This is a genomic window from Undibacterium hunanense (assembly GCF_014284335.1).
GTDB classification, from domain to species: Bacteria; Pseudomonadota; Gammaproteobacteria; order Burkholderiales; family Burkholderiaceae_D; genus Undibacterium; species Undibacterium hunanense.
On the sequence record NZ_JACOGF010000017.1, the window covers coordinates 93580 to 107245 of the forward strand.

At 53.6% G+C, this 13666-nt stretch carries 11 protein-coding genes; 6 read left to right on the top strand and 5 right to left on the bottom strand.

Annotated features, from left to right (window positions below; genetic code table 11):
* Nucleotides 1–11 precede the first annotated feature (11 nt).
* The 6 genes from queF to rapZ all read left to right on the top strand — a co-directional run bounded on the left by queF (nt 12) and on the right by rapZ (nt 6876).
* A complete protein-coding gene (gene queF, locus H8L32_RS24325; RefSeq protein WP_186950298.1) occupies nt 12–857 on the top strand; it encodes an NADPH-dependent 7-cyano-7-deazaguanine reductase QueF in 846 nt (281 codons plus the stop codon).
* A gap of 119 nt (nt 858–976) precedes the next feature.
* On the top strand, nt 977–1561 hold the full coding sequence (locus tag H8L32_RS24330; RefSeq protein WP_230412395.1) for a hypothetical protein: 585 nt from the start codon (nt 977–979) through the stop codon (nt 1559–1561).
* A 154-nt stretch (nt 1562–1715) separates the two neighbouring features.
* Entirely contained in the window at nt 1716–4382 is a 2667-nt protein-coding gene (locus H8L32_RS24335) for a sensor domain-containing protein (RefSeq protein WP_186950300.1), read from the top strand.
* Between the two features lie 103 nt (nt 4383–4485).
* A complete protein-coding gene (locus H8L32_RS24340; protein ID WP_186950302.1) occupies nt 4486–4959 on the top strand; it encodes a PTS sugar transporter subunit IIA in 474 nt (157 codons plus the stop codon).
* 91 nt (nt 4960–5050) lie between these two features.
* A complete protein-coding gene (gene hprK, locus H8L32_RS24345; RefSeq protein ID WP_186950363.1) occupies nt 5051–5992 on the top strand; it encodes an HPr(Ser) kinase/phosphatase in 942 nt (313 codons plus the stop codon).
* A 20-nt stretch (nt 5993–6012) separates the two neighbouring features.
* Nucleotides 6013–6876: an RNase adapter RapZ gene (rapZ, locus tag H8L32_RS24350; RefSeq protein ID WP_186950304.1), complete on the top strand. Its 864-nt coding sequence runs from the start codon at nt 6013–6015 to the stop codon at nt 6874–6876.
* A 26-nt stretch (nt 6877–6902) separates the two neighbouring features.
* Here rapZ and H8L32_RS24355 read toward each other — a convergent pair whose 3' ends face one another.
* From H8L32_RS24355 to H8L32_RS24375, 5 genes are all read right to left on the bottom strand, one after another.
* Nucleotides 6903–8066, bottom strand: coding sequence for an ABC transporter permease (locus H8L32_RS24355; RefSeq protein WP_186950306.1), 1164 nt, complete (start codon nt 8064–8066; stop codon nt 6903–6905).
* Complete coding sequence (locus H8L32_RS24360) at nt 8066–8896, bottom strand: ABC transporter ATP-binding protein (RefSeq protein ID WP_186950308.1); 831 nt, start codon at nt 8894–8896, stop codon at nt 8066–8068. Before H8L32_RS24360 ends, H8L32_RS24355 begins: the two co-directional genes overlap by 1 nt.
* Nucleotides 8893–10404, bottom strand: coding sequence for an alpha/beta hydrolase (locus tag H8L32_RS24365; RefSeq protein ID WP_186950309.1), 1512 nt, complete (start codon nt 10402–10404; stop codon nt 8893–8895). Before H8L32_RS24365 ends, H8L32_RS24360 begins: the two co-directional genes overlap by 4 nt.
* 78 nt (nt 10405–10482) lie before the next feature.
* Nucleotides 10483–11625 carry an A/G-specific adenine glycosylase gene (gene mutY, locus H8L32_RS24370; protein WP_230412396.1) on the bottom strand — a complete coding sequence of 381 codons (1143 nt, stop codon included), beginning with the start codon at nt 11623–11625 and terminating at the stop codon, nt 10483–10485.
* Between the two features lie 30 nt (nt 11626–11655).
* Nucleotides 11656–13593, bottom strand: a complete 1938-nt coding sequence (locus H8L32_RS24375; protein ID WP_186950314.1) for a dynamin family protein — start codon at nt 13591–13593, stop codon at nt 11656–11658.
* Nucleotides 13594–13666 lie beyond the last annotated feature (73 nt).

Genomic DNA, 13666 nt, shown 5'->3' on the forward strand with positions numbered 1-13666 from the left:
AGCAAGACACTATGACAGATTCCATACCAGGCACGCCTGAACATTCTTTACTGGGCAAGCCCGCGACTTACAAGTCCGACTATGATGCCAGCCTGCTGTTCCCGATTTCCCGTAGCGGAAAAAGGGAAGAAATCGGGCTGACCGGCAGCCTGCCGTTTTTTGGCGTGGATATCTGGAACGCCTATGAAGTGTCATGGCTGAACCTGCGCGGCAAACCACAGGTGGCGATTGCCGCCATCACGGTACCGGCAGATTCACCCAATATCATCGAATCCAAGTCTTTCAAGCTCTACCTGAATTCGTTCAACCAGACCCGTCTGGCAGGCACCGATGCCCTGATCAGCCTGTTGCAGGCTGACCTGTCCGCCGGCTTTGGTGCAGCGGTACAAGTCAAAGTGACGACACCGGATCAGTTTGAAAAACTGGCCATGCATGAACTGCAGGGGCATTTGCTGGACAGGCTGGATATTGAAGTCGACAGCTATACCCCAAACCCGGCACTGCTGAACGCCAATTTTGATGATGCGCCGGTAGAAGAAACCCTGATCTCGCATCTGCTGAAATCCAACTGCCTGGTCACCGGCCAGCCGGACTGGGGCAGTGTGCAAATCCATTATGTCGGCCCGCAAATCGATCAGGAAAAACTGTTGCAATACCTGATAGGCTTTCGCGACCACAATGAATTTCACGAACAGTGTGTAGAGCGCATCTTTGTCGACATCCTGCGTCAGTGCAAGCCACAAAAACTGTCTGTCTACGCGCGCTACACGCGACGTGGCGGTCTGGACATCAACCCCTGGCGCAGTAATTTCAGTTCCGGCCAGGGCCCGGATAATCGCCGTAATGGACGCCAATAATGCACGCCAGTAATGCACCCCAATAAGCACACAAATAAGCACGCCAGTAAGTCAGCTACCGGCAATGGTTTTGCCAGGCTGGTGTGCACTTTTATTCATCACCATTTCAATATCTATTTATGCTGAAGTTCAAAAAATTTTCCCTGCGCGCTGCGCTATGTTTTTCCGGCCTGTTAGCCTGCCTGTCGTCTCAGGCACAAACCAGCAATCAGGATGACATGGGCTGGTGGGACAGCTCCAAAGCCAAGGCCAACAAGATCCTTGACGAAGGCGGGCTGCAACTGATGGTGGCTGGCTACACCCATCATGGCCGTGGCACCTATACCGCTGCCAGGATCGCTGAATTGAATGAGCGTACCTGGGGCATGGGCTTTTCCAAAGCCATACGTGACAAGGTTGATAATGAAGAATTCCTGTATGGCATGGCCATTTCAGATTCCCATTACCGTCCACAGTTGATGGCTGGCTATGCCTATCAGTGGATGAAACCCCTGGGTGACAAAGTCGAAGTAGGTGGCGGTTGGACGGGCTTGCTGATCAGCCGTACTGATTACTTCAGCAGCTTCCCCTTCCCTGTTATCCTGCCTGTCGCCTCCATCGGCACCCGTAGCAGCAAGCTGATGGCAACCTATGTGCCACGTTTTTCCAAGAACAAGGGAAATGGTGACGTCCTGTTCCTGTTTGCGCGCTTTGACCTGAATTGAGTAGACAAATGAGCGGACAAATGAGCAGGCACGGAAAGACATCATCAGACTGATCGTTTGATATATTTTTAATATGCTAGCTAATTGCCATCATTGTCCTTGACAGTTGCTTGATGTAAAGTACCCAGACTTATTACCCATTAAGATTGTCGTCGTGATATCACCGATACCGTTTTCCACCAGTAGCATGCGCGAGCATATCGTCAGTGATGACTGGCATATGGCATTGCTGGAAAACAATCCGGACGCGATGTATGTCCTGATAGACGACAATCTGGTGTATGCCAATCCCGCCGGTACGGAACTGATGCGGGCGGCAGATCAGCAACAATTGATAGGCTTGAAACCGGAAGCCTTCCTGCATGGTCAGCACCATGAAGGTGCCAGGACCATATTGCAAAAGCTGCGCAAAGAAGGCGCGCAAAGCAAGCATGTCTGCCAGTGCATACGGCTGGACGGCCAGTTGCTGGACATAGAAGTGCGCGGCACCCAGTTCAGCTTCAACAAGCAGACGGCCATCCTGCTGACAGCACGCGAAATCAATACCCGCCACGGCACCACCGTCACCGCTTTGCCGGTGACCGACCAGGTACGCTATAAATCCAGCCGCGTGCACGAAGCCCTGCATCACGAGAAAGAAATTCTCGAGATGATCGCGCTCGACAAGCCGCTGGCCGATATCCTGGAAGATGTCTGCGACCGCATGGAAAGGCTGCTCGACAACGGCGCCCTGTGCGCGATTACCCTGTATGACAGCAGCAGCCAGCAATTGAGCCTCGGGGCCGGGCCTTCGCTGCCAGACGGTTTTACGGCACTGCTGAGTAATCTCCCCGTCAATACCAGTTCAGGTTCGGCATCGGCGGCGATTTTTTATGAGCGCACCACCATCGTCCAGGACATCGCCGTCAGCCCCTTGTGGAAAAACCTGCGCGAACCGGCGCTGCGCCACGGCTTGCGTTCTTGCTGGTCACTGCCGATCACCACCGCTTTCAACAGCCTGCTCGGCACCATTGATGTGTATCACCAGATGGTGCATAGCCCGAATGAAGACGAACGCGCCATGATCATGGATGCCTGCGATCTCATCGGCCTGGCCATCGATAAAAAGAATATGGAACAAAGCCTGGAGGAAAGCGAAGAACGCTATCGCTCCGTGGTGACCAATCTCAGCGAAGGTATCATGGTGATAGGCCCGCACGGCCAGATCCTGACCTGCAATCCCAGTGCCCAGCGCATCCTGAAGATAGAAGACATCAACACCGTAGGCCGGCGCCATCGCTACTTCCGCAATATCCTGGGTGATGAAGGTCAGTCGATACGCATGGGTGATGACCCGGCATCGGTCGTCTTTCGCAGCAGAACCCCTATCCTGAACCTGTCCATGGGTGTGGAGCTGCGTGATGGCTCCATCGTCTGGTTACTGGTCAATGTACTGCCTATCAACAAGAAAAGCAGTGCCTCGGTATCGGCCGTGCTGATTTCGTTCACCGACACCACCGAAGTCCGCGAAACGCAAAAGCAGTTGAATTTCATGGCCTCGTTTGACGCCTTGACAGGTTTGCCCAACCGCCACCAGTTAAACCAGCGCCTGGTCAAGGCCCTGTCGAGCGCCAAGCGCACACAGCACCGTCTGGCCCTGCTCTTCCTAGATCTGGATCGCTTCAAGAACGTCAACGACACAGCCGGCCATGCAGCCGGTGATACCCTGTTGCGCGACGTCTCATCGCGCCTCAGTTCCTGCATACGCACCAGCGACATGCTGGCCCGCCTGGGTGGTGATGAATTCGTGATTGTGGCAGAAGCCTTTGAAGATGCAACCCAGCTCAAGGACCTGGCCGAGCGCGTGCTGGCCCGCATGCGCGATCCCTTCGTCATTGAAGGCAATGAATACCATCTGGGTACCTCGATAGGCATCGCCGTGTATCCGCATGACGGTGAAGATGGCCCGACGCTGATGCGCTGCGCCGATTCGGCCATGTACCATGCGAAAGAATCCGGACGCAACAACTACCAGTTCTTCACCACCGAACTGAATGTGCGCGCCCAGCACCGTTACGCGCTGGAAACCAATCTGCGCCGTGCACTGACAGAAAATGAATTCCTGGTGTATTACCAGCCCAAGATATCCCTCAGCACGTCGCGCATAGTCGGTGCTGAAGCCCTGATGCGCTGGCAGATGCCGGATGTAGGCCTGGTGCCACCGAATGAATTTATCCCCATCTCTGAAGAAATCGGTCTGATTTTGCCATTGGGTCGCTGGATATTGCGCCAGGCCTGCCTGCAGACCCAGTTATGGAGGCAACAGTATTCGCCTGACCTGGTCATCAGCGTGAATATCTCGCCCAAGCAATTCCAGGACCCTGGCCTGCCCAAATACATAGAGCAGGTGTTGCAGGAAGTCGGTTTGCCGCCTACCGCCCTGCAACTGGAAATTACCGAAGGCTTGCTGATGGGGGATATCGACCTGCTGTTGCCGGTCTTTGACGCCATCAAGAAGCTGGGCATCAGTATTTCGCTTGACGATTTCGGCACAGGCTTTTCTTCTTTATCCTATTTACAACGTTTCCCTATCGACAACCTGAAGATAGACCGCTCCTTCATTCGTGAAATTCCGGACAACCAGGATTCTGTCATCCTTACCCATGCCATTATCGCCATGGCGAACGCACTGGGCATGAGCGTCACAGCAGAAGGTGTGGAAAAAGCGGACCAGATGTTCTTCCTGGCTGACTCTGGTTGCCAGGAAATGCAGGGCTTTTATTTCAGTCAACCCTTGCCTGTAGATAAATTCGAAAAATTGCTAAGTGACAATGTTCGGTAAAAGTGTTCGTCAAGTTTTACGCATAGCAGCCAAAAGAAGCCTATAATTTGTCAAAACCCAACTTTGTGCACTGCACCATTCTGCTGTAAACCGATCTTGCACCATGACGAATATTGCAAAAATCCTGCCTCTCAACAACGTACTTCTGGATTTGGAAGTCTCCAGCAAAAAAAGAGCATTTGAACAGGCCGGGCTGTTATTTGAAAACAATTGCAGCATAGCGCGCTCCGTTGTTTCCGATAATCTGTTTGCCCGTGAACGCCTGGGCTCCACTGGATTGGGGCATGGTGTGGCAATTCCTCATGGTCGCATCAAGGGCTTGAAAGCCCCGATCGCCGCGCTGGTCAGGCTGAAAGAAGCCATCCCGTTTGAATCGCCCGACAGCCAGCCTGTCAGCCTGCTGATTTTCCTGCTGATGCCGGACAATGTCACCCAGCAGCACCTTGAAATCCTGTCAGAAGTGGCGGAAATGCTGTCCAATGAAAGTTTCCGTGATACGCTCAATACGGAAGCCAGTGCTGCCGCCATTTATGAAAGAATCATGGCATGGCGGCCTGACTTGCCAGAAGCGCCCTGATTTCACCTACAAGTGACCACGGCAAGTCCGTTTGGCCGGCCAGTTTGGTCATGCTTTTGCTGAAATCCTGACACAGACAGCCCATATCGCCATGCCATCACTGACAGAACTAACCGTACAAAAAATCTACGACGACAATCGTGACACCATGCAGCTGGGCTGGTTTGCCGGCTTTTCTGGTGCCGACAAGCAGATTACCGGCGACGCCTCTTCATCTGCGGATCAGGTGGGGCATTTGAATCTCATCCATCCGGGCCGGATTCAAGTCCTGGGTCATCAGGAATTATCGTATTACAACCGCCTGTCAAATGCCTCACGCAACAACCTGATGCGCGAACTGGTGGCAGGTGCGCCGCCAGCACTGATCGTCGCCCAGGGGCTGGATTCACCACCGGCCTTTCTGACGACTTGCGACGACAATAATATCCCGCTGTTTTCCACCCCTTACCCATCCGCTCAGGTCATTGATTACCTGCGTGTTTATCTGTCCAAAAAACTGGCGCAGCGCATCACCATGCATGGCGTGTTCATGGATGTGCTGGGGGTAGGTGTGCTGATCACCGGTGAATCCGGTCTGGGTAAAAGCGAACTGGGTCTGGAACTGATTTCACGCAGCCATGGGCTGGTAGCCGATGATGCCGTCGAGTTTTCGCGCATCGCCCCGAATATGATAGAAGGCCGTTGCCACGAGCTGTTGCAAAACCTGCTGGAAGTACGCGGCCTGGGCTTGCTGGATATCAAAACCATTTTTGGTGAAACCGCAGTACGCCGCAAGATGCGTCTGAAACTGATCGTGCATCTGGTCCGGCGCAGCACGCTGGAAGAAAATTACGAACGCCTGCCCATCGATTCACAAACCGAAGAAGTACTGGGTTTGCCGATCAGGAAAGTGGTCATCCCGGTTGCCGCCGGTCGCAATATTGCGGTGTTGCTGGAAGCGGCGGTACGCAATACCATCTTGCAATTACGTGGTATAAATACTCTGGAAGATTTCATGGAACGTCAGCGACGTGCCATGGAAAACGGTGACTGAATATCCACTAAGTACACTCTATGGAAATCCTGCTTATCTCCGGCATATCCGGCTCGGGCAAATCAGTCGCCCTGAATGTGGTAGAAGATGCCGGTTTTTATTGTGTCGACAACCTGCCGCCCAGCCTGCTGGCCGATCTGGTCACCACTCTGATGCGGGAAGGCATACCTTCCGCCGCTGTCGCCATCGATACCCGCAGTGCCCATTTGCTGACCAACCTGCCGCAAGCCATACAAACCCTGCGCGATCAGGGGCATGATGTCAAAGTCCTGTTCCTGACGGCCAGTACCGAATCACTGGTGGCCCGTTTTTCAGAAACCCGCCGCAGCCATCCTCTGTCACATCGCCTTGGACTTGACAAGGAACCTGGCGACAGGCTCAGCCTGACTGAATGCATACAGGAAGAACGCGAGATACTCTCAGGCATACAAGTGGTCGCCCATGTCATCGACACCAGCGATCTGTCTGCCAACAAACTGCGCGCCTGGGTCAAGGATGTCATACAGATAGGCCATACACCGCTGACACTGATGTTTGAATCCTTTGCCTTCAAGATCGGCGTGCCGCTGGATGCTGATTTTGTTTTCGATGTCAGGATGCTGCCTAATCCGCATTACGACCCCCAACTGCGCCCTTTGACTGGCCGCGACGAACCGGTGATCCAGTACCTGAAAGAGCAAGCCATGGTGCACGAGATGTTTGCGGACATCAGCCAGTTCATCGCCAAATGGCTACCCGCCTTCAAACGCGATAACCGCAGCTACCTGACCGTTGCCATAGGCTGCACCGGTGGCCAGCACCGGTCTGTGTATATGGTGGAAAAACTGGCAGAGCACTTCAAGGCACAAGAACAGGTTCTGGTCAGACACAGACGTCTGACTTAAACCTGCACCATGCCGTAGCCAAAGCCTCAGTGCATCACCACCCTGCGCATTTTTTGTGAGATATAAGCCAGACTGAACAGACTCATCAGCGCACATACCAGAAAGGCGATGCCGACCGCCAGCGGACTTAAAGTTTCGCCCTTCAATACCTGGTTCATCATCTGGTTTTGCGCCAGTACCGGCACCCACTGAAACCATGCCGGTTCCCGGCCCGGAAACAGGATGGGCACCAGGGAAACGAAGGGAATGAACATCGTCACCAACTGGTTGCGTACCTGGGCTTCCTTGTAACTTTTACAATCCAGCGAAACGGCAATCTGTATCGCTGCCATGCTCGCAGCCAGTGGCAGCAGCACAAACAGAAAGCCCATGGCATCTTTGAAATTGAACTGAAATTCAGCACGCAGGGTTTCATTGTGGATCAACCATTGCGAGGGAAAGAAGCTGAAGATGGTCAACACCACCACCCCCATGCCAACAATGGCGACCGCCCCCCATTTGCCTATCGTCAGTTGCCAGCCATTGACGGGGTTCATCATCAATGGTTCCAGCGAACCGCGTTCGCGCTCACCGGCAGTGGTATCAATCGCTGCATACATGCCACCCAGCACAATCGCCATCAAGACCATCATGGGCAACATGGTGGTCACCGTGGCCTTGCGTTCATCCGGCTTTTTCAAATGCCGTTCACGGACATCGATACGCTGCAATAATTCGATAGAAACCCCACGCATCAGCAGACCCATGGTAGCAGTCTCTTGCGCATAGGCATCCAGCAGGCGGCGCAAGGGGCGCACACCAAATTCGGCTGGACGGTTCGAAGTGTCATAGGCAATTTCCACCGTGGCTTTATCGCCTGCGGCCAGCTTGTCATCAAAATCATCCGGGATCAGCAATACCGGCTGATCGAGTTCTTTGCTTTGTGATTTCGCTTCGTAGTCAGCAGGTGCCGTTTTCAGCTTGTAGCCCTGGCGGGCAATAAAGTTTTCCAGTCCCCGTGCATGTTCAATGCCGATGACCATGACAGAACGTTTTTCTTCCTGCGATTCGACCTGCGACAAGACCACAGAAAAAATCAGCAACATCAAAGGCACACCAAGCAGGGAACTGATGAGTGCCACCAGCAAAGTGCGGCGGTCCCGCAGGGCATCACGCAGCTCCTTGCGCAAAATAGCTAAGCTCGCTCTCATCAATTTACTCCTGACTGAGATGGTTGAGGATGCAGGAACGCCAGTTTGACGAATGCATCTTCAAAATTGTTTTCGCCAGATTGCTGCAGCAATTCTTCTACCGTGCCATGAGCCACATCCTTGCCCTGCGCAACAATCACTACCTGATCACACAGGCGTTCGACTTCCTGCATGATGTGGGTAGAAAAGATGATGCATTTGCCACCGCCTTCGGGTGAACGCAGGAAGCGTAAAAACTCTCGCAAGGCACGTGTCGCCACCACGTCCAGACCATTGGTCGGTTCATCCAGGATGATGTTTTTCGGGTCATGCACCAGTGCCCGTGCCAGCGCGGTTTTCATGCGTTCGCCCTGGCTGAAACCATCGGTGCGCCTGTCCAGCAGAGCCTGCATGTCCAGCCAGTGAGACAGTTGTTGTGTGCGCTGTTCGGCCAGGCCCGCATCCATGCCATGCAACAGACCGTAGTAGAGGATATTTTCCCTGGCAGTCAGACGCGGATACAGGCCACGCGCGTCAGACAGCACCCCCATCTGCGATTGCGTGGATGATGTACCGGCCTTGACAGCAGTACCATCGACCATGATCTCACCCTTGTCGGCCTGCAACAGGGCGGCGATCATGCGCAGGCTGGTGGTCTTGCCGGCACCATTCGCCCCCAGCAGGCCGGTGATGCAGGCATCATTCGCAGTAAAGCTGACGCCATCAACAGCCCGTACCACTTCGCTGGATTTTTTCATCAGGCCCAGGCTGCGCGCGACATTGGTCAGGGCGCTGCCGGATGATTTGCCCATGCGTACAAATTCCTTGTGGAGATCTTTGACAATAATCATGGTTTGGGCTCCTCTTTGAGCTTCTCCTTGGGCCCGGCCTTGTCTGCGTTTTTGTCAGCGGCCTTGTCTACAGCTTTATTTGTCTTTGCCGCTACGGGTGACTGCCATGCCAGCGCCCTTGGTATCTGGCGCACACATTTGGTGTCGACCTTGAGGGCCTCATCCTCTTCCTTGGCATTCAGGAAGCGATGTACAACATCACGCACACAGCCCTGTGCCAACAAACCATGGCCGGCATTTTCTATCTGCACATGGCGTGCCTTTGCGCCCAATGCTTTGGCAACGGCTTCGCCATGTCTGACCGGCGTTACTGGATCAAGGCCGCCACTCAACAGCAAGACCGGCGACGCGCTCAGCGGGATGGTAAAAAACGCAGCAGGAATCTCGGCACGTGGCCATTTTTTACAAGTCTGGGTATACATCTCTGCCATCAGTTTTTCAAAGTCATCATTCGCAGGCAAGCTGCCTCCCTGTGCAAAAGCCTCACCACACCAGACAGAAAAATGCATACCGTAGGCGATACCACCCGGCCCCGGCAGGCTGGTGGCACCGCTCATGGTAATCAGTGGAGCATAGTTGCCCTGCTCAGCCTGCGTCAGTGCATACGGCAAAGCCGACAGGGAAGTCGGGCTGTACAGGGTTTTGTGCACCAGGCCCAGCAAACCATCACGCGTCATCTCGAATTTAAGTGGTGTGCCCAGACGCGGATGCGGCATACTGACTTTTTGTGGCTGGCTGGCCAGCAATTTTTTCCAGCGCTGTGCCAGGTCGGGGTAACTGGCATTGCAGGCTGCTTCTTTCACGCAATCCCTGAACAGCGCATCCAATGCTTTTTGTGCGTCGGAACTGGCCAGACGCATATCGGGCGGTACCACACCATCGAGCACGACGCGACGCACTGATTGTGGAAACTGACGCAGATATTCCAGACCGGCACGCGTGCCATACGACGCGCCGACCAGGTTGATACGGCCATAGCCTTGTCGCTGGCGCACCGCTTCCAGATCCTGCACGGCGATGCTGGTACTGAAATACTGCAAGTCGCCATATGGCAAAGCCTGTAACTGGCGCAGGCAATCATCGGTGAGCTTGACTTTTTGCTCGGGCGACAAGACTTCATCCGCTTTTTCCAGCGCCGGACATTCCAGCGGCGCACTGCGTCCGGTACCGCGTTGATCAACAAACACCAGGTCACGGCGACGGTTCATGCGGGCCAGTAAACCATTCGCCCAACTGGCGACATTGATGGCACTCTGCCCCGGCCCGCCAGCGAGCAGGAACACCGCATCCTGCAATTTATTCCTGTCCTGAGAAGGGATGACAACATAATGAATGTCTATCTTTTTGCCACCCGGCTGTGCCGGGTCCAGTGGTCTTTGTATCTGACCACATTGCACTTCCTGCGGAAAATCCGGCAGGCGGCAAGGTTTGGTCACAGCGGCATGGGCTGCCACTGACGTACACAGGGCAAACCCGGACAAAAGTCTGAGTATCAAACGTTTCGACAAAGCAGTCTCCTGACTAATTTTGATTTCTACAGAGGTACAGATACAGGGTATACACATCCACAGATTAATGACTATACGTTATTCATCCATACCGATAGTATCGAAAGCCAGGCTGGCTTGCGTACCAAGGGACATCAACAGGTTTTTTATGGGGGCAGGCAAGGCCAGTTGTCCGGCATCACGCAGGTTTTGCCAGCTATGATCATCTTCTGAAATCATCGCATGGCGTTCAGACAATTGCACCTGCACCGGTAAAATCTGTAATTTGAAATGGGTGAACGCATGGCTGACCACAGGCAAAACCCGGATGCTGGAAATCACGCCAAAACGGCCAGCCTTTTGTTTCAGTTCAGCCATTTGCGCATCGACAGAAATCATGTCATCGCCATATTCCTGCATGCCGGCCAGTTCTGGCAAGGACAGCAGGCCACCCCAGATACCGGTCGGCGGACGGCGCTCCAGCAATACCTGCTGACCATCCTGCACCACCAGCATGATGGCCTGTTTTTCTTTCTGGGCTTTTTTGGGTTTGCGTTCAGGCAATTCTGCAGTCCTGCCCTGTGCGTACGCCTGGCAGCGATCCAGGAACGGGCATTGCGGGCATTTGGGGCTGCTGCGGACACAGAGTGTCGCTCCCATATCCATCAAACCCTGAGTGTAGGCTTGTATGTCTTGCGCCGGCAACAAGGCCTGCGCCAGTTTCCACATCTGGTCTTCAACCGGCTTGCTGCCAGGATAGCCATCAATGGCAAAGACACGGGCCAGCACGCGCTTGACGTTACCGTCCAGAATTGCCGCTACCGTGCCGTATGAGAATGCCGTAATGGCAGCCGCTGTGGAACGACCTATACCAGGCAATTCCTGCAACAGTGCGGGATCAGCGGGGAACTGCCCTTGGTATTTTTCCACCACCTGTTTTGCACACTGATGCAGATTGCGCGCACGGGTGTAATAGCCAAGGCCGCTCCAGTGCTCCATGACCTCTTCCACCGGGGCGGCAGCAAGCGCAAACACCGTAGGGAATGAGCTCAGGAAACGCTGATAGTAAGGAATGACCGCCGTTACCTGGGTCTGCTGCAACATGATTTCAGACAGCCAGACGCGATAGGCTTCATGGCTCTGCTGCCACGGCAGGCCGTGCCTGCCATGCTGCTTTTGCCATGCAATAAGACGGGAGGAAAAATCGGGGTCAGGTGCGACAGGATGGCTTTCTGTCGCCATCCTGTTTGCTGATACAGTAGACTTCATCTATCAGGCAGCGACCCTGAGTGCACTCAGCTCTGCAGTCAGTGCATTTTTGAGATTCTCTTCAAGTGCAGTCAGTGAAGTTTTTTGTGCGTCAATATCCGCCTGCATGGTCTCGAAAGACTTGATCTTGTCTTCCAGGCTGTCAGTCGCCACATGTATTCTCTGTATCGACTGCATGCGGTTTTTCAACTGGCTCTTGTGTTCACGGATCTGTGCTTCCAGCGGTGCCATGACGACTTTCTGCCAGGCTTCAACATCGCGATTGGCCTGCAAAAAGCTTTGCTTGACCCTGGCAGCAACCGAATCAAAGAATTTATGCATGAGCACGACTTGCGGCGTGGTCAGCATGGTCGCGGTACTGAACTGTTTCTGGTACACAGCTTCAATCGCTTCGACTTCTTTAATGTATTTGTCGAGCGAGAATGGCATAGGTGCGGACAATGCCAGGCCATGTTCGGTTGAGAATTTGCGGTACATGATGGTCATCATTTCCGAAATTTCATCAGTCTTCTTGTTCGACGTCAGCAGGTTCAGTTTAACCTGCGAAAAGAAATGCTTGACCGAATCACGCAGGCCGATAGAGAACTTGCTTTTTTCCATGGCTTCACGCGATTTGCGTATTTCTTCCCGCAGGATGTCCATGCCCAGGCTGGTGTACACCTCGGTAGACAGGCGTGTGAATACCGAGCGTGTGCCCTGCATGCGCAAGAGACTGGCATCAAATTCTTTTTTCTCGGCATCGATACGCTTCATCATGTGTTCGATGACGTTCATGTTCTTGCCGCGCAGGCTTTTCAATTCCAGCATCTGTTCAACCACACTGCGGCTGCGGGCAGAAATGATGGCCTGCTGACCGCTGGTGATTTCATTCACTTCAGAAGTCAGTTGGGCACGGATGATGTTTTGCTTGGCAGGGATCAATTCCTTGGACAGGGCATATTCCAGCGTCGGCAGGCGGCTGCGGGCCAGTAAAGGCGCATCTTTGTTGATCTTGGCGACCAGGCCTTTTTGCGCAGAAATCGGGAATACCTGCTTCTCTTCAATTGCCAGGGTATGCGCAACGGTGCTGATCTGGCGCACGATCTGGGCTTCCACTTCTTCCGGTGTGCGCAACTCGTCCCACATGCTGTCTATCTTGTTGAGCACCACCATACGGCCAGGGCCATTGCCGATATGATTACGCCAGACATCGATATCGCTCTTGGTCACGCCAGTATCGGCTGCCAGGATAAACAATACTGCATGCGCATTCGGGATCAGGTTCAGCGTCAGTTCAGGTTCGGTACCGATGGCATTCAGACCAGGAGTATCGACAATGATCAGACCTTCCTTCAGCAGCGGATGCGGGAAATTGATAATGGCATGGCGCCATTGGGAAATTTCAACCAGCCCATCTTCATCTACTTCCAGCGCAGCATCAGGATCGTTTTCATCAAACAAACCATAATATTTTGCCAATTCTATGCTGACTTTCTTGGTCTGGCTCACCTGTTTGAAGGCTTCCAGCATGCCGTCACCGGAATTGATATTCAGGGGCAGCACGGTCCAGACATGGCTTTGGCCCTTGTATTCGCTGGTGGACTGGGCTTCGGCCCGGGTTTCTATAGGCAGCAGGCGTATGCAGGGCGGAATCGTATCGTCATACAATAATTCGGTCGGGCACATGGTGGTACGGCCGGCGGATGATGGCAAAATGCGCTGACCGTAGTCAGCAAAGAAAATCGCATTGATCAACTCTGACTTGCCGCGTGAAAATTCTGCAACAAAAGCGATGGACAGCTTGTCGTCAACCAGCCTTTCCATCAATCGCGCAATACGCTGGTCACTGGCGGCATCGGCCATATCCGATCCATGTATCCACGTGCGATACTGCTCCAGCGCTTTCACCACTCCTTTGCGCCAGTCGCTGTACTCCTGGAATTTCTGAACCAGATTGCTCATGTTCCCCTCAGTTAACTTTTTTAATTTTCCAAGTATATATGGAAGCTCTGAAAAAATACGCGTAAATTGAATT